Below are 24,396 nucleotides of genomic sequence, written 5' to 3'. Positions count from 1 at the left end.
AATCAAAAATATCAAGCTGTACAATCAAATGCCACCTGTTTTTTTCCACAAATGTGATTTAATTATTTGCCTAAGCCACACAATATAGGTTAATAATCCTTAAAAACCGGTTTTTGGAGCAAAATATTTGTCGTGACAACCAATTTTATCCGCGCTAATTTTTACCGGAACGATTTGAATTGTCTTTTCTATGTCATCAACTGTTTTTACCATTAGCGCATAGTCTTTATTTCATTTACTTTTGCGCCATGAATAAAACAAAAGGCGCAATAGCCGTATTCATTGGAGCCGCGAGCTTCGGAATTCTATCCACCTTTGTTAAAAAAGCCTATGCCCAAGGTTACAACCTAGGCGAAGTGACCGGAATCCAAGCCCTCTTAGGGGTCATCTTCCTCTGGCTAACTTGGCTACTCATTAAAAACTCCCAGAAACAGAAATCCCAAGTACCACTAAGTCCGAAATGGAAAATCTACCTCAGTGGTATTAGTACGGGAATGGTCAGCATATTATATTATAAATGTGTAGAACTGGTGCCTGCATCGCTAGCCATCGTCTTGCTGATGCAGTACATCTGGATCGGGCAGATTATCGAACTGATTTTCTTTAAGGTAAAACCGCAGCTAAGCCAAATCATCGTTATCCTCGCCATCCTTGCCGGTACCGTCTTCGCTACTGGAATGATCGAGGAACCCCTTGAATCCTTCTCTTTATTAGGGATTGGTTACGGTATGCTGGCTGCAACGGCTTATTCCATCTTTATGATCGTCAATGGTCGCGTGGGCAATGATTACCATCCAATCCATAAAAGCGCCATGATGATCAGCGGAGCCTTGTTCCTGATCCTGATCAGCCTACAACCCTTCAGCTTGTTCAGCCCCGAAACTTTCATCGGCATCCTGCCTTATGGCTTGTTGCTTTCCATTTTTGGAACCGTTATCCCACCCTTGCTCTTTGCTTATGGAATGCCTAAAGTGGGCTATTCCCTTGGGGCCGTCTTGAGTGCCGTAGAATTGCCAGTGGCAGTCTGCATGTCCTACTTGGTGCTGCAAGAATCGGTTAGCTGGGTTAAATGGGTCGGTGTTATTTTTATTCTTCTGACGATATTCTGGAAGAATAATTTGAAAACAAATAGCTAAATTTTAAGGTTTTTACGCTATACTTGCAGTTTTAGAAATTATATTTCAGTTTTAGTCTGATCACCCATAACAATCTAGATTGAAAACAAATACATTATGGAGAACTACCTTTATCTCGTACTCATCACGCTTGCTGTCTTAGCAATTATAGACCTGATGGTCGGTGTTAGTAACGATGCTGTAAACTTCCTGAATTCAGCCATTGGATCGAAAGCAATCCCTTTCAAAAGCATTATGATCATTGCCAGTTTGGGTATCCTTTTCGGATCGGTCTTTTCGAGCGGAATGATGGAAATCGCCAGGAGTGGGATCTATGTCCCCAGTAAATTCTCCTTCGATGATGTAATAACAATATTTCTCGCCGTGATGATTACGGACATCATCTTATTAGATGTCTTCAACTATTTCGGCCTCCCAACTTCGACCACCGTATCCATTGTATTCGAGCTCTTAGGTGCTGCCATCTGTTTGGCCATCTACAATATTGCCATTAAGGACGGTGATTGGTCTACCCTTTCTTCCTATATCAATACGGATAAAGCCTCCGAAATTGTCTATAGTATCCTATTGTCCGTCGTCATTTCCTTTACCGTTGGTATGGCCGTACAGTATATTTCTAGGGTATTGTTCACTTTCCAATTTGAAAAAAAATTAAAGACCATTGGCGTATTCTTTGGCGGTATCGCTATGGCATCTATCTCCTATTTCATCCTGATCAAAGGGATGAAAGGCGTATCCTTCATTGGTTCTGATGTTAAAGATTGGGTTGCGACCCATGAATTGCTACTTCTAGGTGGATCTTTCGTGGTCTTCACCATCTTGAGCTATATCATCAACCTATTGGGTTATAATATTTTAAAGGTAATTATCGGCATCGGTACTTTCGCGTTAGCGCTTTCATTCGCTGGAAACGACTTGGTCAACTTTATCGGTGTACCCGTTGCGGCGGCTCAATCGGTAGAGATCTTCCAGTCCATTCCAGGAGCCAATTCCGAAACTTATATGATGGATGCTTTGGCGTCCAGCGAAATCGTCGCTCCTACCTGGATCCTATTGTGTGCAGGTATCATTATGGTAATCACCTTATGGACTTCTAAAAAGGCTAAGACAGTTATCGAAACTGAAATGAGCCTTTCTAATCAAGGGGATGGCACGGAGAAATTCAAGTCCAATATGCTATCGCGTAGCATCGTTAGGGGATTTATCAGGATTGGCTCAGGTCTGAGCTATTTGATGCCAAGAACCTTGCAAGCTAGCTTGGACAAGAAATTTGAAAATCCATTATTGACAGCTCATAGAAAGAAAAAGAAGTCAAAAGATGAACCTATGTTTGATATGATCCGGGCTTCGGTCAACCTCATGGTTGCCTCCAGTCTGATCGCTTTAGGTACCTCGATGAAACTTCCACTTTCTACCACCTATGTTACCTTTATGGTGGCCATGGGTTCTGCATTTGCAGATCGCGCTTGGGGCCGTGAAAGTGCAGTTTACCGTGTATCGGGAGTGTTCCATGTCATCGGCGGTTGGTTCGTGACTGCGGGCTGTGCATTCGCTGGGGCGGTTATCTTTGCTTTCTTCCTGAAGATTGGTGGTATAGTCACCTTTGTGATCTCCCTAATCGTCCTTGCCCTATTGCTCTATAGAAATGCCAAGAGCCATGACCGCAAGATCAAAGCCAAGGCATTGCAAGAACTGAACCTGGAAAAAGGTGATATCATCGGCCTGCAACAGGTTATTGAAACCTCTGCGCAACAGATCAGTGAAACCTTTTCCAAGACCAACCTTTTCTTTAAGGAAGCAATAGACTCCTTGATCAAGGAAGACCTGGATGCTCTGACAAGCAACAAAAAGCTGATCAAGAAATTGCAGAACGACCTGAATTCGACCAACAATGCGATGTATGATTATATCCGCAGCTTGGATGATAACTCCGTTAAGGGAAGCCGTTATTACATCATTTCCCTAGGTTACCAACAGGATATGGTGGAAAACGTGGCAGTCATCAACTCCAATGCCATGTCGCATGTTGACAACAACCATAAACCACTGAAGATCAGCCAAGCAAAAGACTTGAAATATGTGGTGGAAAGAATCGCTGAATGGTTCTCAAAAATCAACATGACCTATAAGCGATTGGATTTCAGCAAAATAGATGAGATCATCAAAGAAAGAGAAGATATCCAAGAATACATCAACAACCTGTTGGACAAACAGATAGACCGGATCAGGACTTCTGAAAACAGTCCAAAAAACAGCAGGCTGTACTTCTCCATCCTTCTTGAAACCAATGAGCTGATCAGTTCAACCTTCAAGTTGATGCGTCTGCACAAAGAGTTTGACAGCTTCAGAAGAAGAAATGCTTAGCAGCTCAAATTCAACTCATCAAAGAAATCAATCCCCATTACAAAGGGCACAAAAATAGCATAAGGAAAGGCAGGATTTAGACCAAAAGGAATGGTCTAAATCTTGACCTTATTCGAGATTGCTTCGAGACATGTTCGGGAAATGGTTAGAAATAATTCTATCCAATTCGAACGTTTCCGAATATGCCTCGAATGAGACTCGAACCAAGTCCCGAACCAAGTCAGAATAAAACCAAAAAAAATCTGGGATCTTCTATCCGATTAATGCGCTAATACCTCAGGCAATTCCTCGATATCCACATCCCCATTTTCAGAAATGGAAATGAACTTAACGGGAACCACCTCGTTTACCAACAAAGGATCATAAGGTGTACGCACTTTCACATAGTTCTTGGAGAAACCATGCATATAACCATCTTTGATATCACCTTCAAATAGCACCTCATCGATAGCACCTAACTGCGATTCGTAGAAGGCTCTACGTTTCTTTTCAGAAAGGATATGCAACATCTTGCTTCTATCGCTACGTTGGGCACCCGGTACGGCACCTTCCATTTGAGCGGCAATGGTATTTTCACGTTCGGAATAAGTGAATACATGTAGGTAAGAGGTATCCATCTCATTCAAGAAGTTGTAAGTATCTATAAAATCTTCACGGGTCTCGCCAGGGAATCCTACGATTACATCCACTCCAATACAGCAGTTTGGCATCAAGGATTTGATCTTCGCTACACGTTCGCTATACAATTCGCGTTTGTAACGGCGTCTCATTTGGGCAAGCACCTTATTGTTTCCCGACTGTAGGGGCATGTGGAAATGCGGCACAAATCTTTTGGACTGGGCTACAAATTCAATGATCTCATTGGTCAACAGATTGGGTTCGATGCTGGAAATACGGATTCTATCGATTCCTTCCACTTCATCCAATGCTTTTACCAGATCCACAAAACGATCTTGTCGTTTTCCTTCACGGATGCCGTAGTCACCGATATTGACTCCGGTCAAAACGATTTCCTTGACACCTGAAGCGGCAATCTCTTCGGCTTGGCGAACGATATCCTCAATCTTGCCTGAACGGCTGGCACCACGTGCCAAAGGAATCGTACAGAAGGTACAAGAATAATCGCAGCCATCCTGAACTTTCAAGAAGGTTCTGGTACGGTCGCCAATGGAGAATGCAGAAACGAATTGATTGGTTTCATCGATAGGGGCATTGTGCACCACTGCTTTTTCGTTCTTGGTCAGGTCATCGATATGTTCGATGATATTGAATTTTTCTGCAGCACCAAGGACCATGTCCACGCCTGGTATTTCAGAGATTTCCTTGGGTTTCAATTGCGCATAACAGCCAACAATGGTGATATAGGCATTTGGGGAATGCTTCAGGGCTTCCTTCACGACCTTTCGGCACTTGCGGTCAGCATGGTCGGTAACCGAACATGTATTGATCACATAAACATCTGCCGCACTATTGAAAGGCGTAGTTTCATAACCCGCATCCTTAAAGATACGACCTATAGAGGAGGTTTCTGAAAAATTCAGCTTACATCCCAACGTATAGAAAGCAACTTTTTTTCCCATAATATTTTGCAAAAATACATAAAATGATGCAAAATGTTCAGTATTGATGAATTGTGATATTTTAATGATTTAACCCATGAGTGTAAAAAAACCGGAAAGTTCCGCAAAGGCCTCAAAAAGCAAAATACATTTTCAAAAAAAAGGGTATCTTCGTAGGAGAAAAAAATCAAGGGAAATCAATGAAACAGTATTTAGACTTACTTGAACACGTATACAGGACTGGTGTTGAGAAAACGGACCGAACTGGAACAGGAACTAAAAGTGTATTTGGGTATCAGATGCGTTTCAACTTGAAAGATGGTTTTCCACTTGTAACGACCAAAAAGTTACATTTACGTTCCATTATCCATGAGTTGATCTGGTTCCTGAAAGGCGAGACCAACATCCAATACCTCAAGGAAAATGGCGTGAGCATTTGGGATGAATGGGCAGATGAAAACGGCAACTTAGGTCCTGTATATGGATCGCAATGGCGTTCATGGCCTACTCCTGATGGCCGTCATATTGACCAGATTACCCAAGTGATCAATCAATTGAAGAACACCCCGGACTCCCGTAGGATCATTGTTTCGGCATGGAATGTGGCTGAAATCGAAAACATGGCTTTGCCGCCTTGTCACGCTTTCTTCCAATTTTATGTAGCTCCAGCACAGCCGGAGAAAGGGATAATGAAACCGCAGCTCTCTTGCCAATTATACCAACGCAGTGCAGATATTTTCTTAGGGGTACCCTTCAATATTGCGTCCTATGCCCTATTGACGATGATGGTGGCACAAGTATGTGATATGGAAGCCGCTGAATTTGTCCATACCCTTGGGGATGCGCACATCTACAGCAACCATTTTGAGCAGACCGAACTGCAATTGTCTCGTGATCCAAAACCTCTTCCGCAAATGAAGATCAATCCTGAGGTTAAGGATATCTTTGATTTCAAATTTGAAGATTTTGAATTGGTCAATTACGAACATCACCCGCATATCAAAGCTCCAGTAGCTGTATAAAAAACTAAAATATTTAAATGAGTTATCCTAAAGTTACATTTATTGTGGCGGCAGCCGAGAATAATGCAATTGGAATAGATAACCAAATGCCTTGGCATTTACCCAATGATTTCAAATACTTTAAAGCCAAGACCATGGACCATTCCATTGTCATGGGCAGGAAGACCTTTGAATCCATTGGCAAAGCCCTGCCGGGCAGAAGGAATATCGTGATCAGCAGACAGCCTCAATTTAAAGCCGAGGAAGTTGATGTGGCGAATAGTATAGATGCAGTAATGAACTACTGCAGAGATGAAAAGGAAATATTCATCATTGGGGGAGCTGAGATCTTCAAACAGTCTTTGCACTTGGCCGATGAAGTCCTTTTTACCAGGGTGCATACAGACATTCCTAATGCAGATTCCTTCTTCCCCGAATTGCCGGAGCAAGAATGGGAATTGGTCAGTCAAGACCCCCATCATAAGGATGAAAAGCACAAGTTCGACTATACTTTTGAAGTTTATAAAAGAAAATAAGGGATACCAAACAAGGTTTCCCTTTTTACGTTAAAGAATTATGAGTAATAGCAGTATACAGTTCCAATTATCTTTTATTGAACCCCAAGCACATTATGTGGAGGTTCGAATGATTCTAGAAGGATTTGGTCAAGATTACCTTGACCTCAAGATGCCGGTCTGGACCCCTGGCTCCTACTTAATCCGTGAGTTTGCGAAAAATGTGGAGCAGATGCAAGTAGAAGACGCAAAAGGAACAGCACTTGAATTTGATAAAATCAACAAGAATACCTGGAGAGTTCATTCAAAAGGTTCGCAGGTAAAGGTTTCCTATCGGGTTTATAGCTTTGAAAGATCGGTACGCACCAATTTTGTGGATGATCAACATGCCTTTATCAGTCCTGCTGGTACTTTCTTGTATCTTGATGGCTATCTAGACCATTCATCGACCGTACAGGTCGAGCTTCCAAGTTTTTGGTCCAAGATTTCCACCGGTTTGGATTTGGTGGAAGGAAAACTGAACCTATTCTTTGCGGAAAATTTCGATATCCTGTTTGATTCTCCATTAGAGATCGGTAACCAAGATAGCTGGACCTTCAATGCTGCCGGTATTCCGCATGAATTTGCCATGGTGGGAACGGCGAACTACGACAGGGACCGCTTGTCCGAAGATATTACCAAAATTGTAGAGGTAGAAACGGCGATCTGGGGATCGAATCCGAATGATCGATATGTTTTTATCACCCATAACTACCAAAGCTCTCATGGTGGTTTGGAACACCTGAATTCGACTGTTTTGGCAGCTTCGAGATCAGCTTATTCCAATAACATCACTTATAATAATTTCTTGAGCTTGGTAGCCCATGAATATTTCCACCTCTGGAATGTCAAGCGTTTGAGACCAGCCAATTTGGGTCCTTTCAACTATGATGAGGAGAATTACACAGCTTTGTTATGGATCTTTGAAGGCTTCACCGCTTATTACGACAACCTGATAACCCGAAGATGTGGTTTTAGGAATGAACAGGAGTATCTGAACGAATTGGTTTCAGAATTCAACTTGGTGTTGAACCGCCCTGGTCATAAGGTTCAATCGGTAGGTCTTTCCAGTTTTGATACCTGGATCAAACAATATCGTCCGGATGAGAACTCATCCAACGTCAGCATTTCCTATTACAATAAGGGGGCGATGTTGGCTACCATGATCGATATCAGTATTATTGCAAAAACAAAGGGCAGCAAACGCTTGGACAATGTCCTAAAAGCCGCCTATGATAAATATTACCTTATCGAGAATAGAGGGATTACCGAGCAGGAATTCCAGGAATTAGCAGAGGAAGTTTCAGGAGTATCCCTACAAGAGATTTTTGATGCAGTCTATACCACCGAAGAAATAGACTATAATGCCTATTTCAATGCGGTAGGTTATCAATTTATCGACATCAACAAAGCAACGGAAACGGCTAGCATAGGGATCAAAGTATCCCATCAGGATGGACGTACCATCATCAAGAATGTGGACCGCAATTCCGCAGCATGGGTGGATGGATTGAATGTGGATGATGAAATCGTGGCAGTGAATGGCAATCGTTTGGATCCGATGGGAAGAGAATTGGATCAAGCTGTTCTCAACAGCCAAATTGGCGATGCCTTGCAGATCTTGGTTGCTAGAGATGGCCTAATGCGTGAAATCACTATCCATTTAAAAGCTAGTGAAAAGGTTTCCTATGTCATTGAAAGAAAAGAAGACAGCACCGAAGAGCAGAGAAGATTAGGTGATATCTGGCTTTCTCTTTAAACCTTAAAAACATAAGAATACCCTGCAATGGAACCCCTTTCGTTGCAGGGTATTTTGTTTTCGCTCATCAAAACCAATTAGTCACTCATTATCAATAATTTATTTCAAATTTTTCATTATTTTTAATGGCACACAATTAACAGAATCGAACCTAAAACCAATTATAGGTTCCGTACCGTTTAACCAATTACGGCCATGCAAATAAAACCCATACAAAACCACAACCTCTATGCTTATCGGCGGCTCCGTAGAGCAATAGGCTATCTAGGTATTTTCCTACCCACAATTTTAGTATTGCTCTCCCTCATCAAATTCTTTACGACCAAAATACAGCCTTCCATCAGCCACTATTACTATACAAACCTTCGAGAGATCTTTACAGGTACCTTATGTGCAGTAGGCTTATTTTTGATCTGCTATAAGGGGAATGGGAATAAATCGATCCTCAAAAACGATAATGTACTGACGAATGTGGCCGGAATCATGGCATTCGGGGTAGCTTTCATTCCAACGGACCCCATTTCAGATTCCTGTTTGAAATGCACCTTGATCAACTTCAGCTTAACTTGGCTCCACTATGCCTTTGCTGGCGTTCTCTTTTCCATCTTTGCCCTATTGTCCATTAATGTCTTTACGATCGGGCAACAAAAAAACACGGATATCCCCGTCAGCATGTTCAATGAGAACCGTATCTACAGATTCTGTGGCTATGGGATTATTGTATGCGTGGTCATGGTACCCCTAAAATTATTCCCCTACTCGACCCTTGTATTTGAAGCCTTAGCCCTTTGGATGTTCGGGATCTCCTGGCTTATCAAAGGAAGAGCCCTAGGCGACGAAGGTGTCATAGGCGAAAAAGTCTATCGGGAGCATAATGCGGTGGATACGGAGAAGGCGGTGGAGTAGATATGAGATGTGAGTATTGAGTATTGAGATAGTAAATTTGAATAGATGTGAGATTTGAGTATTGAGATATGAGATAGTAAATTTGAATAGATATGAGATGTGAGTATTGAGATATGAGATAGTAAATTGGATAGATGTGAAATGTCAGTATTGAGATATGATATAGTAATTTGGATAGATATGAGATTTGAGATATGAGTATTGAGATAGTAAATTGGATAGATATGAGATGTGAGTATTGAGATATGAGTATTGAGATTTGCGATAGTAAATTTGAATAGAAGTGAGTTACCTGTATTGAGATATGAGACAGTATATTTTCCAGACTTTCTATCTCAAATCTCATATCTCACATCTCAATACTTTTAACAACCAAAACGCCTTGCTTTCAAAAAGCAAGGCGTTTTTGGTTGTTAAAACGTATATCTTATCGAGAATCCAACGCCGTCCCAGATCCTGAATCCACTTTCTTGTAGGAAATCGAAATAGGGTTTGATATCTAGTGACAATGCTAGTGGAGCTTCCGGAATTTTGTATTCCACTCCGACGATACCATCGACACTAAGTGCCATTTCAGAATGTTTGTCGAAACGCTGTCCTTCTTTGTTGGTGAATGCTTTACTGGTATATGAACCGATGGAACCACCAAAACCCCAGAACCAAGAGAAATCATTGTACAATGGCATGTGGTTTTCATAGAGACCTACCAAGCGGAATCTGCTGTATTCCGAGTTGCCCTGAATGCTTAGGATACCTTCCAAAGCTTTGTTAGGATTCATTGTATAACGATATGTCAATCCTGTTGCCGAACCAAATCGGGCACCAATTGCATGTTGGGATGGTAACTGCGCGCTGGCAAGGTTAGTTGAAGCGATAAAAGCGATAAAAACTAATGTTAGTTGTAAGATTTTTTTCATTTAAAACAAATTTCTATTCATCAAAAGTACTATTAATTTTTTAAACGCCTAAAACCGATTTTCGGTATAATTAAAGTCAAAAATTATTATGAACGCATAGTTTTTCTTCAAAAAATTATATATTAGTCATTACCTAGATATGTATAACCAATTTTGTATTTTTAAGGGGAGATAAACATTATGAGCAATAATAAAAGATTATTCGATTTAATCAGTAACTATCAGAAGGACTTTGCCAAGGACATCATGGTTGCTGGTCGCTCTAAGGATGGTTGGAAGACCTATTCCAGCAATGAATTTGTTGAAATCGTCGATTATATCAGTAAGGGTTTATTGGCAAAAGGAATTCAGAAAGGCGATCGGATTGCCTTGATGTCGGGAAACAGACCGGAATGGAATTTCATTGATTTTGCCTGTAACCAATTGGGGGTGGCTACTGTGCCATTATACCCTACCCTTTCTAATCAGGACCTGATCTATATCCTGAACGATGCCGGAGCAAAGCTATTGTTTGTTAGCAATGAAGAGTTGGCCAAAAAGGCTGACTTGGCATTGAAAGAAAACAACCAAGAATTAGAGGTATTCACTTTTGATGATATCCAAGACCGCAAGAACTATCTTGAAGTATTAGGGCTTGGTAAACAGAACGATCAAGATCTGCAACCGTTCAGAGATGCGGTGCAACCTGATGACCTATTGACCTTGATCTATACCTCGGGAACCACGGGCAAACCAAAAGGAGTTTACCTATCCCATAACAATATCATTTCCAATGTTGAGGCATGTAATCATTTGGTAACGGATGAATACAAGAAAGCATTGAGTTTCTTGCCTTTATGCCACATCTTTGAACGTATGGTGGTGTACCTATACCTTTCAAAAGGGGTTCAGATCTATTATGCGGAAAACCTGGATAATATCGTGGTTGACATCAATGATGTGAAACCTGACCTATTTACAACGGTTCCCCGTGTATTGGAAAAAGTGTATGACAAGGTCGTTGAAAAAGGTAAGAACCTAACAGGGATCAAGAAATCATTGTTCTTCTGGGCATTGAACTTGGGCCTTCGTTATCAAGAACCTAAAAAGAACTCCGGATTTTATAACTTCCAACTGGGTATTGCGAGGAAATTGATCTTTTCGAAATGGAAAGATGCATTAGGTGGAAACATCAAATTGATTATTTCTGGTGGTGCTGCCTTGCAGGAGCGCTTAGCGAGAGTGTTCTGGGCTGCTGGCATCAAGGTATTGGAAGGTTATGGATTGACTGAGACTTCTCCGGTAATCGCTGTAAACTCATGGAAAGAAGAAGACGTGAAATTTGGTACTGTCGGTAGGGTGTTGGACAACTTGGATGTCAAGATCGCTCAGGATGGAGAGATTTTGGTTAAAGGACCTAGTGTGACCAGTGGCTATTACCATAACGATGAGGCAACGAAAGAAGCCTTTACCGAGGATGGCTATTTGCACACAGGTGATATTGGTGAACTGACTCCGGACGGTTTCTTGAGAATTACAGACCGTAAGAAAGAGATGTTCAAAACCGCTGGCGGTAAGTATGTAGCTCCGCAAGTTTTGGAAAATAAATTGATGGAATCTACTTTGATTGCGCAGGTGATGGTGATTGGTGAGAACCAGAGATTCCCAGCTGCATTGATCGTCCCAGCTTATGAGGAGCTTGAAAAATATGCTAATCACAAGGGTATCAGCTACAGCTCTAAAGAGGATTTGATCAAGAACAGCGACATTTTAACCAAATACGAACAGATTATATCACAATCAATGGCTAACTTTGGGCATTGGGAGCAGGTGAAGAAGTTTAAGTTGTTGCCGAAAGAGTGGACCATCGACGCTGGTGAGTTAACTCCGAAGTTAAGCCTTAAACGGAAAGTTATCCTGCAAAAGAATGAAGAGGTAATAAAATCAATCTATTCTGAACAGGGATAATCTATGCTAAAAACAATTTGGACCAAGATAAAAGAATTCTGGCAACTCCTACTGAATGCGGGCAATGCATTTGCTGATGACAACTGCATGAAGCTAGCCGCTTCCCTCGCGTATTATACGGTATTCTCAATTGGTCCATTGCTGTTGATCTTAACATGGACACTTGGATTTTTCTATGGCAGTGCCCTAGATGGTAGCGAAGGTGCACGTGAGCAGGTAATTGATGAGTTGAATCAATTGTTTGGAAAGGAAATCGCCACCTTGCTGGAATCCACGGTTCATAATCTCTCACTTTCCAGTCGTTCGAATATTGGCATCATCGTCGGTGCAGGCACCTTGATGTTCACTTCTACCACTATTTTCGTAGACATCCAAAATTCAATCAATTCCATCTGGAAAGTAAAGCCTAAGCCTAAAAAAGGCTGGTTGAAATTGATCATCAATAGATTGATCTCATTCTCCATGATCCTAGGTTTAGTATTCTTGTTGTTGGCTTCTTTGATTATATCCAGTTTGATCGGTGTCATGACCAGCTATTTCAATCAGTTTATGGAAAACTGGGACATTAGCTTGATCGATTGGGTGAACACCGCCATTACCTTTCTGGTGATCTCTTCCTTATTTGGGATTATCTATGCCTTTCTTCCAGATGCAAAGGTTCGGTTTAAAGATATTTTAGGGGGAGCATTGTTCACGGCCTTGTTATTTATGTTCGGCAAATTCTTGATTTCCCTATACCTATCACAGAACATCACGGCGAGCTCTTATGGAGCCGCAGGATCCATTATTATCCTATTGGCATGGGTTTATTACTCTGCTGCCATTTTGTACTTTGGTGCGGAGTTTACGAAAGAATACGCCATCAAATATGGCAAGGGGATTCAACCTGCCTCCTTTGCTGTTTTGGTTAAACAGACCGAATTGGAAATCGACCCTGAAACGGGAATTAGGGAAGTAGTAAAAAAACATAGCGACCCTGTACAATAGTGGAAGATCAAAAAAGCATCCAATACATGTTATTGGCGGGCTTTTTCTTTGCCCTGATGAATATTAGCGTCAAATTGGTTTCGCACCTTCCGACCATGGAAGTGGTGCTATTCCGATCGGTCTTCAGTTTGGTTGCCTCCTATGCAATCTTGAAGAAACAAAATATTCCAGTTTTTGGAAATAACAAGAAATTACTGATCGCAAGGGGAATCGCCGGCTGTTTAGGGCTGGTTGGTTCATTCTATACCTTGCAGAATATTCCATTGGCATCGGCCGTCACCATTAATTATACCGCTCCCCTATTCACTACGATCTTAGGGATATTCATGGTCAAGCAATATGTCAGGCCTATCCAGTTTCTCTTCTTCGGAATGGCGATCGCTGGGGTCTTGATGATGAAAGGTTTTGATTCCAGAATATCCAATTTTGATTTGGCGGTAGGTTTGATGTCCGCATTATTTGCCGCAATTGCCTATAATATCATTGCCAAGATTAAAACCAGCGAGCATCCCTTGGTGATTATATTTTATTTTCCATTGATCACAATTCCTTTTGTGGGGATTTACAGTATTTTCGACTGGAAGACTCCGGAAGGCATGGATTGGCTTTATCTTTTATTCGTGGGTATACTGACGCAATTGGCGCAATACTATATGACCTTATCTTATCAAACAGCAAATCTTTCTAAAGTATCTAGCTTAACGTATTTAGGGGTAGTCTACGCATTGGGGTTTGGCTTCTTCTATTTCGAAGAATCTTACAATATGTATTCCCTTCTGGGGATAGGCTTGATTATCCTAGCTATTTTATTCAATCTGCGGGTGAAGACCGGCAAGTAAAGGTTCCAATAAAAAGAGCGGGCAGCAATATATATTGCTGCCCGCTCTTTTTATATGGAAATCCTTTTATTTCACATTGTAATAGTAGATCTGTCTACCGACATTGCCTTGCAGGTCATTACCTTCCACAACTACCTTATATTTACCAGTTCCATCTGCATTGAAGAATTCAAGGTTGACTTCACCTTTTGAATCTACACGAATATCTGGGTTCCAATAAACCGTCGTTCTATAATCGTTGGTATTCTTGGACTCTGGAGTAGTATACTTCGGCTCGTAGAACTTACGTTCCTTAACATAACCCAAAGGATAGAAATCAATCACATTTGATTTAGGAAGCATCGCTTCGATCTGTGACATGGTCATACGAGGTTGTTTTTTCTCTTTCTTGGTAATGATGGAAACCACACCATCGTTGTTGTACAGGTTTCTTACGGTACCCAGGTCATCACGCATAAAGATCTCGATAGCCTCGATATCTGCCACCTGAATGGAGTTGATAGAAGGCTCATCGATTGGCATACCATTCAAGAAGAATTGTACTGGCACGCGGCTTCCTTGATTGAAATTCCTGGTGATATAATATTTCTGTGTATTGACATCATAGGTAATCCCAGTCAACATGGTATTTAAACACATGCTCAAGACATTACAGCCATTGAATCGACTACCATCAATGCGATGTTCAGGCATGGAAAGACCAGTCAATGCTGAGAAGTCCTTACTGGTTTGTTTCTTCTCTTGCGTTGCTGTCACAACTACCTCTTCGATTAGGTTATGCGTTCTGAATTCCTTTTTGCTATTGTCTAAATAAGCTTTTAGGTTTTCATCGATATTTTGGATGTTTGCCCCTTTATTAGGGTTCCCTTGATCAATTTCAGGGAACAAGGTTGGATCCATGGTGATCACCAAGCTTCTAAAGTTGTCATTACCCCTTGCATTCAACGTAGCTTTCAAGGAGTCTGCGAATACTAAGTTTTCAAAAGTATAACGACCTGAATTATCTGTATACGCATCTTTCTTGATCGCTGCACCAGGAATGCTCAACAATAAGCCTCCATTAGGCTGAACGCGACCTGTATTTTGGCGAAGAATCCCCGTGATCGTAATTCCTTGTTCAGGCATGAACTTCACTTGAGGAAGCCTTCCGCTCACTAGGTCTTTATATTCGAATCTTCTAAATCCTTGAGTCAACATCAAAGCATCCAAAGCTTCTAATCTATTTTCGTTTTTCGGATTGAAGTAATAGTTTGGCTTTTCTATATAACCTTTTAAATCTGATGCAACAAGCATATTGCTGACAATACCCTTGTCGTTGTCATCATTGTAAGGGACTTTAGTTTCATCGATTACAGCTACGGAGAAGTTACCTGGTAAGCTATCCACCTTGGTATCCAGATTCAGTTTCATTTTCACCAAATCTTTTCTTGCATAATCAGTTTTATCTGTAGTCACTTGGATGCCGATCAATTCCTGAGGTTGGATAAATACCAAACGTTCTGATACTGGCTGACCATCTGGGGTCATCAAAGTAACCTGTACAACGCCATTAGGAAGTTCCTTTAAAGGGATCCTAACAGATACTGCTGGACTTTTGATAGAAGCCTGAGCAGCATAGATCAAATGTCCGTTCAATTGACCGAATACATAGTAAGGTTTGTTTTGGATGGTATTGAAATACTGATCGTTGGTTACTAAACCTAGATTAATGAATTCCTTATCCTGAGAAACAGCAACTACGTTGATTTTATCATCGACCACCGCTGGTAGATCAACGGTCTTTTCTATACCATTACCTAAGGTCACTACTGCTTTATAGGTTTCTCCGGAAATCGGAATCATGGTAAATGATCCCATACCCATGCCGTAGTCTTCAAAAGTGGCAATCTCTTTCTTTTTGCTATCGATGATCTTTCCTTTAACAGGGACGGATGAACCTCCTGATTCCATAGCTTTGAATGCTACCTTTTTGGAAACACCTGAGATGAGGTCCCCTCCTTCTGGGAAGAATTGAATATCTACCTCTTGGTAGGCATTGGCTAAGGAGTACTGTCCAGTTTGGCCTTCATCCAATTGCACAACCAGTCGACCGCTCTTGAATTTATCTTTTTCTTTATGGGATAGGTTGATGGTAATACGACCGAGGTCGTCAGTTTCTGCCTTACCTTTATCAAAAGCATCCCACCCATCATTGGCTTCCCAATTCAACTTCTTACGACCTAAGGCCTGTCCATCTGGACCTCTAAATTGAATAGTGGCTTTGGTTCGGTTTCCTTCTTGTTGGTAAGTGATATTGGCGCCCATCTTTTTATTTATGGCATCGCCGATAGGCACTACTTTATTGAAAAAGTAGTCCATATCAAAGTTCATCATCCACTTACTGTATGCTCTGAATCTATAGTTATCCTGTGACCAGAACTGGGGATCAAGAACCAATTGACCTTTACCGGCACCCTCTTGCATTGGAATCCTTAAGGTTTGCATCAAAGAGTCCCTGCTGTTGATGATATCGACATAGACGATCTTGCTGGGGTCGTAATTAAAAAGGTTGGTATTTAGATAGGTTTTGAACCATAATGTATCTCCTACGGCGTAATAGGGCTTGTCAAAGTGTAAATGCACTTTTTCCACTGGGTAAACCGAGAAATATTTTTGAACATTTTCTACTGCAGTATTGATTGGAATTGCAGGTTTTTCTTGGCTTTTAGCAGTGCTGAATAATGAGGTTAAAATTACAAGGGCTAAAAGGAATCGATTAGTTAAATTCATCAATATTCAATTTTGAAAAAGCTAAATATATTGATTTTTTAGGGAACAAGGGAAGCCTTAAGGAAATTTAACAGATACCTACAGCAATGGCGCAAGCAATCGACAAAGGGAATCGACGCCTCTTTTCCAAGCTTTTCTTTTTTTCCAATCTTTGATGGTGATCATCACACAGTTCTCTCGATCGATATCAAATTGCTTTTCCATATCTCTACAGAAATCACGATTGGAAATGACTGCAGCAACTTCATAGTTGATATAAAAGCTCCTGAAATCGAGGTTGACAGTACCAACGTATGCGATCTTTTCATCGATAATCGAAGTTTTGGCATGTAGGAAACCTTTTTCATAAAGGTATACCTTCACTCCTCTTTCCAATAGTGGCTTGAGATAGGAATAGGTGGCATGTTGCACAAACCATGAATCACCCGCTGCTGGTATCATCAATTCGACATCGACGCCAGCAGCAGCGGCAGTCTTCAATGCAGTCGATAATTCCTCCGAAGGAATAAAATACGGGGTACATAATTTAATGCTCTCGCTAGCCTCCCCAATACTGATCAGCAAGGCTTCCATATTGAAAGGCCCAATAGACCCAGGGTCGCTTGAAGATAATGCAACCGCACTCAGTTGATCGGTAACCACAGGGGTTTCACGAAGGTAGCCCTCATCTAATTTAAAAGGTTTGCCGTCGGTTTGATTCCATTGGTTCCAGAAACTGATCTGGAACATGGCGCCAACATTTCCGACGATCTTGACCGAAGTATCTCGCCAATATAAGCCAAAGTCATTCGGGTTTGCATAGCGGTCGGAAATATTGATTCCGCCTGTAAAGCAGACAAAGCCATCGATTACGGCAATCTTTCTGTGATTTCGATAGTTAGAGTTTGCCAAAGAGGTAAATGTCACGGGCAAGAAAGCCTGGAATTCTATTTTACTATCTTTCTTTTTGCGCATGTAACGCACTACTTTTGGAGAACCAAAGCTATCCACTATCAAACGGACAATGATTCCTTCATTGGCTTTCTTTTCCAATAAATCCAATACTTGGGTGCCGATATTATCTAGATCGAAGATATAGAACTCCATGTGGATGGAGTGTTTGGCAGCAGCCAAGGATTCCAACAATGCCGGAAACATCTGCTCCCCATTGACCAGAAGGGTGACTTCGTTATTTAGCGTTGGGGTAGAGAGTTTTTCGTTCTTGAGATAGGAATACACCCGAGAAAGGTCACCGATCTTGCTCTGTATATTCCGTATGGACCATTGCATTAAAGGTTCCAATCGCTGAAATTCCTTTTTCAAGCGGAGTGTCTGTTCCTGATTGATCCGTTTTAATTTCTTGACTTTAGAGAACTTCTGACCAAAAAGATAATAGAGAATTAGGCCCACGAAGGGAATAAAGACAATAACCAGTACCCAAGAAATAGTTTTGGTAGGATTTCGATTTTCAATTAAGATAGTTATGATAACTCCAACATACATAATCGTTAATGGGATCCAGCCCCATATTTCCAGAAAATGTATTACGGTCTTTAAGTGTTCCTGCATAGATAGAAATTATCTCTAATAACCAACTTAGCCCCTATTTGTTTTAAAACAAACCCTAGGCTAGCATACAAGATAGGAAAGAAAATCAATTATGCACAATTCATTGCACCATCCATGTGCAACAAAGGACTCAGATAAGGGATATCCAAGTTAGCTCCTCGCAGTATAAACCATGCTCCCATAATCAGGAACAAAATCGGCAATACTGTAGAAAAACTGGTTTTGAATATGCGTTTCGGGTAGTTACCTGCAAAAGAAAAAACCAGTAATAATGGCAAGGTTCCTAATCCAAACAGCAACATGAATAGAAAGCTGTTGCTCAGGGAATCTGCATTCACGGCAGAGGCTAATGCCATATACACCATACCACATGGGAGGACGCCATTGAGTACACCGGCCACAAAACTTCCGCCGGGTCTATACAACCATTTGCTCATGAACTTTGCAAAGGGTTGGATGGCTTTCGTCTGTATAGCAGCCAATTTGGAGGAACTCTTTCCGAAAATATAAAACAGGCCGATAGCAAACAGGATAATGCCGGTAACCAAGCTAAAGCCTTGTTGCCAGCCTTGAATCGTAGCTGCATTGCCTAATACCCCCAACAGGAGGCCTAATAGACCATAGGTCAGGATACGTCCGGATTGATAAAGTAATTTATTGAAAGTCGTTTTCCAGGAGATCTTCTGTCCTGCCTGAACGGCAAGCAGTAGCGGACCGCACATTACCGCGCAGTGGATACTGCCCAAAAGGCCCATAAAAAACGCTAAATAATGATAAGTCATTTTATTGAATAAACACGGCGTGATCGGAAATGTAAGATTTATCCGAATGCACCCAGTCGATTTCTAATTTCCAATTCCCTTTCTTGAAACTGCCAACCGGTAATTTAAACTGATTGTTCGTTGTGTTGAAAGGCAATACTTGATCGAGGTTTTTATCATCCAAGCGGGTAAACTTCAGGTTCCCTTTGTTTCCTGCTGCTGAAAATTCGATCAACAAGCTGTCCTTGAGCAATTGAAGTTTTGGTTTAGCATGATCGGCAAGCAGGTTTTCCTTCTTATGGAAGGTTTCATCGTAATTCAATCCTTTTTCATAGTAATCAGACTCGACCAAGGTATCAGAATCATGACTGACCATATAGATCCCTGCACCCACAATAAATAGCATAAATGCCCCTAAACCAAATACTATCTTATATCCCCAGTTCATTTTATTTTTTTGCTGGAGGCGCAATAAATGTCGTCTCCATGGTTTCTAAAACTTTATCACCAACCTTGATATCCACCTTCACGTCAGTTTTATATTGTTTGATGGATTGCTGATCAGCTATCAAAAATAAGCTTAATTTCGCACTTCCTTCTCGGTTCAAATGAGAAATAGGATTCACAACTTGGATTTTGACACCCTCTGTCGCACTAACCAAGTCAAAGTCTAGGTCCTTGCTCGTTTTATTGATCACTTCCAAAGTATACAGATTGGTTACCGTTCCATCATCACGTTTTTGATAGGTACTGCCTTTTGCACGCAATAGACGACCATCCACATCAGAACGACTGAAGATCATAAAACCGAAGATCCCCATCAATACTATCAATATACCCGTATAAATTACAGCTCTGGTATTTTTCTTCTTACCGGCATCCTCCGTTTCTGTACCTTCTGCCTCTGCCAGTGTATAGAATCCGATCAAACGTCTTGGCTTGTCGATCTTATCCATAACGGCATCACAAGCATCAATACAAGCGGTACAAGAAACACATTCCAATTGAGGGCCTTTACGGATATCGATCCCTGTAGGACAAACATTCACGCACAGGTTACAATCGATACAATCACCTTTCTCTTCAGAAGAATCTTTTCTGATCTTTCCTCTAGGCTCTCCCCTTTTTACATTGTAAGCAACTGTAACCGAGTTATCGTCCAATAGCACCCCTTGCAATCTACCATACGGACAGATACGGGTACAAACGATCTCTCTGACAAATGCGAATACAAAATAGAATACCAAAGTGAAAACGATAATAGACAGGAAACCCACAATATGGTTTTCAACGGGATCTGTTACGATCTTGTAAAGCGCATCCACCCCTATAATATAGGCTAGGAACAGATTGGAAATGATAAAGGATATCAGTAGGAAAATAGTATGCTTTAGGAATTTCTTCCAAGCCTTGACGTCGGTATCAGGACCTTCATTCAGTTTTTTCTGTTGGGTCCAGTCTCCTTCAATCAGGTATTCGATCCTACGGAATATGAGTTCCATAAATATGGTCTGCGGACAGGTCCAACCACACCATACACGCCCATATACTGCAGTAAACAACACGATACAGACCAATACGATCAGCATTCCGAAGAGGAAGATATGGAAGTCTTGCGGGTAAAAGATGTTGCCAAAGATGGAGAACTTCCTTTCGATGATGTTGAACATCAAGAAAGGGTTTCCGTTTATTTTTAGGATGGGACCTAAAAAGAAGAACAGTAGTAATCCGTAGCCAACAACCTGTCGATAGTTAAAGAATTGCCCGCTAGGTTTCTTAGCGTATATCCATTTTCTTTTCGATTTATCTATTTGGTTCTGTTGATTGGATTCATTTACTACTGTTCCCATGATTTTTTAATATTTTTTAATTTGTTGCTGTACTATCTGCTGAAGCTTCGCTTTCAGCAGCTGGAGCAGCACCTCCTTCACTTTCGTATGCAGTGACTTCAACGCCTTCTGCACCTTTTGGATTTGCAGGTTTAGTATCTCTCAAAGTGAGGATAAAGTTACTTACCTCTGCAATTTGCGCTGGTGTCAATGTTTGTTCCCAAGGCACCATTCCTTTTTCAGGAACACCATATTTTACGGTTTTAAAGATGTCCTTGATTTCACCGCCGTGCAACCAGAATCTATCTGTCAGGTTAGGACCGATGGTACCTTCCCCATTAGCACCGTGACAGGCAGCACAGTTCGTTGTGAACAATGCTTTACCATTTGCTGCCAATGTTCCAGTTTCATCAACCTCGATGGTGTTTTCATCAAATGAGTTCGCAGACTGTGCCAAGAACTCTTGTTTTGCGACCTCAGCCTTTGCCATCTCGCGTTCATATTCTTGGTCCTGGTTTAATCCCCAACCGAATACTTGGTAAATCAATAGGTAAACTACCGCGAATACAATAGATGAATAGAACAAGGCGTTGAACCATACCGGAATAGGGTTGTTCAATTCCTCGATTCCATCGTATTCATGGTTTTTGATCACCATGTCTTTTTCTTGCTCTAGAGGTTTCAAGCCCATGATATAGTTCCATGTGCTCTTCCAATAGTTCTTTCTAGATAATTTCTTCTCAGCTTTTAGGCGCTCTTCTTCTTTGACAACCTCTGGCATGGTCACTTTCAACATAGACCTCAAGGCCTTGTTGATGGTGATGGCAGCTGCCAATACGGCGATCAATACAAAGAATACAGCTAGATAGAAAATATCGTTGTATAAGTTGCCTGTACCAATTGCAATCAGCGTTCCTGATACACTGCTCATTACTAATATTAAATTCATATACGTTCAGATTCAGGTAAGTTATCATTCTGTTTGTCGGATTCATCAAATGGTAATCCTTTCATGTAATCCACAAAGCTTTTCTTCATGGTAAACAGCATAATGGCTACCAGGATAAAAAAAGTCAAGAAGATTAACAGCGAGATGATCAAGTAAATTTCATCTCCATGTAGGTTTGTGATTTGTCTCCACATAGCTCTTTCTTTTTTTGTGTTACATTAATTGTTTTCTGCTACTTTATTCGCGTCATCTGCTTTCTTAGGCTCAGCCTTGATATCTGTTCCCAAGCGTTGTAGATAGGCGATCATCGCAACAATCTCTTTATTAGGTTCAACCTGAACATCGTTAGCAGCTAAATCTTTTACGATGGTTTGTGCTTGCGCTTCGGCATGTTCAACTGCGTTGTTGATTTCATCATCCGAATATGGAACCCCTAGTTTCTTCATCACCTTCATCTTACCGGTTAGGTATTTGTAGTTGATATCTTGTTCGATCAACCAAGGATATGGAGGCATGATACTTCCTGGAGAAGTGATGGTAGGATCCAACATGTGGTCAAAGTGCCATTTGTGTGGATATTTACCACCGATACGGTGAAGGTCTGGTCCAGTACGCTTAGATCCCCATAAGAATGGATGGTCATAAACGAACTCACCTGCCTTACTGTACTCGCCATAACGTGCAGTCTCTGAACGGAATGGACGAATAGTTTGCGAGTGACAGTTCACACAGCCCTCACGGATATAGAGGTCACGACCGGTCAATTCCAGTGCGGTATAAGGTTTCACCGAAGCAATTTTCGGAACGTTGTTCGCCACAGTAAAGGTTGGGATCATCTCGACGATACCCCCGATCAGGATAGCGATCAATGACAACACCATAAACAAGATAGGCTTACGCTCTAAACGACGGTGAGCAGATTTTTCTGTTTTTTGGATTGGCTCTAATGCTGGTGCTTCAGCAGGCTCATTGGCAACCAAAGATCCAGATTTGATGGTCTTAACCAAGTTGTAGGTCATCATGATTACCCCTGTCAGGTAAAGTGTACCACCTACGGCACGCATCATGTGCATCGGAAGGATCTCTAGAGTTGTAGCCAAGAAGTTAGGGTATTTCAATACACCTTCTGGAGTAAAGTCTTTCCACATCAAACCTTGAACTACTGCTGCCCAATATAAAGGAATAGCATAGAACAAAATACCTAATGTACCGATCCAGAAGTGTGCATTTGCCAATTTCTTAGAGTACAATTGGGTTTTATAGATCCTAGGGATCAACCAATATAAGATAGCGAAGGTCATGAAACCATTCCATCCTAGCGCACCGATATGCACGTGTGCAACGATCCAGTCAGTAAAGTGGGCAATAGCGTTAACTTGTTTCAAGGATAACATAGGTCCTTCAAAGGTTGCCATACCATAACAGGTCAATGCAACCACCATGAATTTCAAGATAGGTTCTGTCCTAACTTTATCCCATGCACCACGCAAAGTCAATAGACCGTTGATCATACCACCCCAACTTGGAGCGATCAACATAATGGAGAATACAACACCTAATGATTGTACCCAGCTTGGTAAAGAGGTATACAATAAGTGGTGAGGTCCAGCCCAGATATAGATAAAGATCAAGGACCAGAAGTGTAGAATACTTAATTTATAGGAATATACAGGACGGTTAGCCATTTTAGGCAAGAAGTAGTACATCAATCCTAAGAACGGAGTCGTAAGGAAGAATGCAACCGCATTGTGCCCGTACCACCATTGTACTAATGCATCTTGAACACCTGAATAAACATAATAACTTTTCCACATACCCACTGGCATCTGAATGGAGTTCACGATGTGAAGAACGGCAACTGTAACGAAAGTCGCAATGTAGAACCATACGGCTACATACATATGTCTTTCTCTACGTCTGATGATCGTTCCGAACATGTTGATACCAAACACAACCCAGATAATGGTAATGGCAAGGTCAATTGGCCATTCCATTTCAGCATATTCATGTGAACTGGTCAAGCCTAACGGAAGGGTAATTGCTGAGGCTACAATGATCAATTGCCAACCCCAAAAGTGGATCTTACTAAGTAAATCGCTAAACATCCTGGCCTTTAAAACCCGCTGCATGGAATAATAAGCCCCCATAAAAATGGCATTTCCTACAAAGGCAAAGATTACTGCGTTGGTGTGTAAAGGTCGAATACGTCCGAATGTGGAATACTGAAGTCCAAAGTTTACCTCTGGCCATACTAACTGCAAGGCTGCGATTAGCCCGACAGTCATCCCGACGATCCCCCAGATTACAGTTGCGATTCCAAAATCTCTGACAATCTTGTTGTCATAATTAAATTGCTCTACCTGCATTATTCTTATATATTAAGTTAACGATTCAAAATTACCAGTCTGTCCATGACATTCTAATGATAATGAGAAGCAAGAAAATGTGATTTCAATCACTTTTTTATTTAGGAAAGTGGCAATCGCAAAAACGGATAACTAAAAAAGAAGATTTAACAGGTACTTTAGGTTTCATAATCTTATAGAGGACCAGGGATATTTCCTGATCTTT

General features: G+C 41.2%; 19 protein-coding genes. 9 read left to right on the top strand and 10 right to left on the bottom strand.

Going from position 1 to position 24,396, the window contains the following annotated elements; translation table 11 throughout:
• Positions 1-248: 248 nt before the first annotated feature.
• A complete protein-coding gene (locus tag CKW03_RS05555; RefSeq protein ID WP_093094882.1) occupies positions 249-1,136 on the top strand; it encodes an EamA family transporter in 888 nt (295 codons plus the stop codon).
• Between the two features lie 96 nt (positions 1,137-1,232).
• Positions 1,233-3,500 (top strand): inorganic phosphate transporter, encoded by a 2,268-nt coding sequence (locus CKW03_RS05550; protein ID WP_093094881.1) that lies wholly within the window; start codon positions 1,233-1,235, stop codon positions 3,498-3,500.
• A gap of 260 nt (positions 3,501-3,760) precedes the next feature.
• Here CKW03_RS05550 and mtaB read toward each other — a convergent pair whose 3' ends face one another.
• Positions 3,761-5,080, bottom strand: coding sequence for a tRNA (N(6)-L-threonylcarbamoyladenosine(37)-C(2))-methylthiotransferase MtaB (gene mtaB / locus CKW03_RS05545; protein WP_093094880.1), 1,320 nt, complete (start codon positions 5,078-5,080; stop codon positions 3,761-3,763).
• Positions 5,081-5,259: 179 nt separating this feature from the next.
• Here mtaB and CKW03_RS05540 point away from each other — a divergent pair, with 179 nt between their 5' ends.
• The 4 genes from CKW03_RS05540 to CKW03_RS05525 all read left to right on the top strand — a co-directional run bounded on the left by CKW03_RS05540 (position 5,260) and on the right by CKW03_RS05525 (position 9,279).
• Positions 5,260-6,081, top strand: coding sequence for a thymidylate synthase (locus CKW03_RS05540; RefSeq protein WP_093094879.1), 822 nt, complete (start codon positions 5,260-5,262; stop codon positions 6,079-6,081).
• Between the two features lie 17 nt (positions 6,082-6,098).
• Positions 6,099-6,596, top strand: coding sequence for a dihydrofolate reductase (locus CKW03_RS05535; RefSeq protein ID WP_093094877.1), 498 nt, complete (start codon positions 6,099-6,101; stop codon positions 6,594-6,596).
• 40 nt (positions 6,597-6,636) lie between these two features.
• Positions 6,637-8,373, top strand: coding sequence for a M61 family metallopeptidase (locus tag CKW03_RS05530; RefSeq protein ID WP_093094876.1), 1,737 nt, complete (start codon positions 6,637-6,639; stop codon positions 8,371-8,373).
• Between the two features lie 195 nt (positions 8,374-8,568).
• Positions 8,569-9,279 carry a hypothetical protein gene (locus tag CKW03_RS05525; protein WP_139185392.1) on the top strand — a complete coding sequence of 237 codons (711 nt, stop codon included), beginning with the start codon at positions 8,569-8,571 and terminating at the stop codon, positions 9,277-9,279.
• A gap of 413 nt (positions 9,280-9,692) precedes the next feature.
• Here CKW03_RS05525 and CKW03_RS05520 read toward each other — a convergent pair whose 3' ends face one another.
• Positions 9,693-10,196: a hypothetical protein gene (locus tag CKW03_RS05520; protein WP_093094873.1), complete on the bottom strand. Its 504-nt coding sequence runs from the start codon at positions 10,194-10,196 to the stop codon at positions 9,693-9,695.
• A gap of 180 nt (positions 10,197-10,376) precedes the next feature.
• Here CKW03_RS05520 and CKW03_RS05515 point away from each other — a divergent pair, with 180 nt between their 5' ends.
• Genes CKW03_RS05515 through CKW03_RS05505 form a run of 3 tightly spaced genes read left to right on the top strand, consistent with a single transcriptional unit; the run spans position 10,377 to position 13,969 of the window.
• Positions 10,377-12,143, top strand: a complete 1,767-nt coding sequence (locus CKW03_RS05515) for an AMP-dependent synthetase/ligase (RefSeq protein ID WP_093094872.1) — start codon at positions 10,377-10,379, stop codon at positions 12,141-12,143.
• Between the two features lie 3 nt (positions 12,144-12,146).
• Entirely contained in the window at positions 12,147-13,130 is a 984-nt protein-coding gene (locus CKW03_RS05510) for a YihY/virulence factor BrkB family protein (RefSeq protein WP_093094871.1), read from the top strand.
• Positions 13,130-13,969, top strand: a complete 840-nt coding sequence (locus CKW03_RS05505; RefSeq protein WP_197700980.1) for a DMT family transporter — start codon at positions 13,130-13,132, stop codon at positions 13,967-13,969. Before CKW03_RS05510 ends, CKW03_RS05505 begins: the two co-directional genes overlap by 1 nt.
• A 66-nt stretch (positions 13,970-14,035) precedes the next feature.
• Here CKW03_RS05505 and CKW03_RS05500 read toward each other — a convergent pair whose 3' ends face one another.
• From CKW03_RS05500 to ccoN, 8 genes are all read right to left on the bottom strand, one after another.
• Entirely contained in the window at positions 14,036-16,738 is a 2,703-nt protein-coding gene (locus CKW03_RS05500; protein WP_093094869.1) for a hypothetical protein, read from the bottom strand.
• Between the two features lie 78 nt (positions 16,739-16,816).
• Complete coding sequence (cls, locus tag CKW03_RS05495) at positions 16,817-18,286, bottom strand: cardiolipin synthase (RefSeq protein WP_093094867.1); 1,470 nt, start codon at positions 18,284-18,286, stop codon at positions 16,817-16,819.
• Between the two features lie 89 nt (positions 18,287-18,375).
• Complete coding sequence (locus tag CKW03_RS05490) at positions 18,376-19,068, bottom strand: sulfite exporter TauE/SafE family protein (protein WP_093094865.1); 693 nt, start codon at positions 19,066-19,068, stop codon at positions 18,376-18,378.
• A gap of 1 nt (position 19,069) precedes the next feature.
• The gene (locus CKW03_RS05485; protein ID WP_093094864.1) at positions 19,070-19,495 is read right to left on the bottom strand and encodes a FixH family protein; all 426 of its coding nucleotides are present in this window, start codon (positions 19,493-19,495) and stop codon (positions 19,070-19,072) included.
• Position 19,496: 1 nt separating this feature from the next.
• Positions 19,497-20,897 (bottom strand): cytochrome c oxidase accessory protein CcoG, encoded by a 1,401-nt coding sequence (ccoG, locus tag CKW03_RS05480; RefSeq protein ID WP_093094863.1) that lies wholly within the window; start codon positions 20,895-20,897, stop codon positions 19,497-19,499.
• A gap of 16 nt (positions 20,898-20,913) precedes the next feature.
• On the bottom strand, positions 20,914-21,825 hold the full coding sequence (locus tag CKW03_RS05475) for a cbb3-type cytochrome c oxidase N-terminal domain-containing protein (protein ID WP_093094860.1): 912 nt from the start codon (positions 21,823-21,825) through the stop codon (positions 20,914-20,916).
• Complete coding sequence (locus tag CKW03_RS05470) at positions 21,822-22,019, bottom strand: hypothetical protein (RefSeq protein WP_093094859.1); 198 nt, start codon at positions 22,017-22,019, stop codon at positions 21,822-21,824. The genes CKW03_RS05475 and CKW03_RS05470 overlap by 4 nt, the downstream gene beginning before the upstream one ends.
• A 24-nt stretch (positions 22,020-22,043) precedes the next feature.
• A complete protein-coding gene (ccoN, locus tag CKW03_RS05465; RefSeq protein ID WP_093094857.1) occupies positions 22,044-24,191 on the bottom strand; it encodes a cytochrome-c oxidase, cbb3-type subunit I in 2,148 nt (715 codons plus the stop codon).
• Positions 24,192-24,396 lie beyond the last annotated feature (205 nt).

This window comes from Sphingobacterium mizutaii (assembly GCF_900187125.1).
Classification (GTDB): Bacteria; Bacteroidota; Bacteroidia; order Sphingobacteriales; family Sphingobacteriaceae; genus Sphingobacterium; species Sphingobacterium mizutaii.
Note: the sequence above shows the minus strand (reverse complement) of the source record. Positions and strands in the feature narration are given on the sequence as shown.

Bases quoted from the DNA above. Each gene is read 5' to 3' on its own strand.
- CKW03_RS05555 (WP_093094882.1), top strand. From the start codon at position 249: ATGAATAAAACAAAAGGCGCAATAGCCGTATTCATTGGAGCCGCGAGC.
- CKW03_RS05550 (WP_093094881.1), top strand. From the start codon at position 1,233: ATGGAGAACTACCTTTATCTCGTACTCATCACGCTTGCTGTCTTAGCA.
- mtaB (WP_093094880.1), bottom strand. From the start codon at position 5,080: ATGGGAAAAAAAGTTGCTTTCTATACGTTGGGATGTAAGCTGAATTTT.
- CKW03_RS05540 (WP_093094879.1), top strand. From the start codon at position 5,260: ATGAAACAGTATTTAGACTTACTTGAACACGTATACAGGACTGGTGTT.
- CKW03_RS05535 (WP_093094877.1), top strand. From the start codon at position 6,099: ATGAGTTATCCTAAAGTTACATTTATTGTGGCGGCAGCCGAGAATAAT.
- CKW03_RS05530 (WP_093094876.1), top strand. From the start codon at position 6,637: ATGAGTAATAGCAGTATACAGTTCCAATTATCTTTTATTGAACCCCAA.
- CKW03_RS05525 (WP_139185392.1), top strand. From the start codon at position 8,569: ATGCAAATAAAACCCATACAAAACCACAACCTCTATGCTTATCGGCGG.
- CKW03_RS05520 (WP_093094873.1), bottom strand. From the start codon at position 10,196: ATGAAAAAAATCTTACAACTAACATTAGTTTTTATCGCTTTTATCGCT.
- CKW03_RS05515 (WP_093094872.1), top strand. From the start codon at position 10,377: ATGAGCAATAATAAAAGATTATTCGATTTAATCAGTAACTATCAGAAG.
- CKW03_RS05510 (WP_093094871.1), top strand. From the start codon at position 12,147: ATGCTAAAAACAATTTGGACCAAGATAAAAGAATTCTGGCAACTCCTA.
- CKW03_RS05500 (WP_093094869.1), bottom strand. From the start codon at position 16,738: ATGAATTTAACTAATCGATTCCTTTTAGCCCTTGTAATTTTAACCTCA.
- cls (WP_093094867.1), bottom strand. From the start codon at position 18,286: ATGCAGGAACACTTAAAGACCGTAATACATTTTCTGGAAATATGGGGC.
- CKW03_RS05490 (WP_093094865.1), bottom strand. From the start codon at position 19,068: ATGACTTATCATTATTTAGCGTTTTTTATGGGCCTTTTGGGCAGTATC.
- CKW03_RS05485 (WP_093094864.1), bottom strand. From the start codon at position 19,495: ATGAACTGGGGATATAAGATAGTATTTGGTTTAGGGGCATTTATGCTA.
- ccoG (WP_093094863.1), bottom strand. From the start codon at position 20,897: ATGGGAACAGTAGTAAATGAATCCAATCAACAGAACCAAATAGATAAA.
- CKW03_RS05475 (WP_093094860.1), bottom strand. From the start codon at position 21,825: ATGAATTTAATATTAGTAATGAGCAGTGTATCAGGAACGCTGATTGCA.
- CKW03_RS05470 (WP_093094859.1), bottom strand. From the start codon at position 22,019: ATGTGGAGACAAATCACAAACCTACATGGAGATGAAATTTACTTGATC.
- ccoN (WP_093094857.1), bottom strand. From the start codon at position 24,191: ATGCAGGTAGAGCAATTTAATTATGACAACAAGATTGTCAGAGATTTT.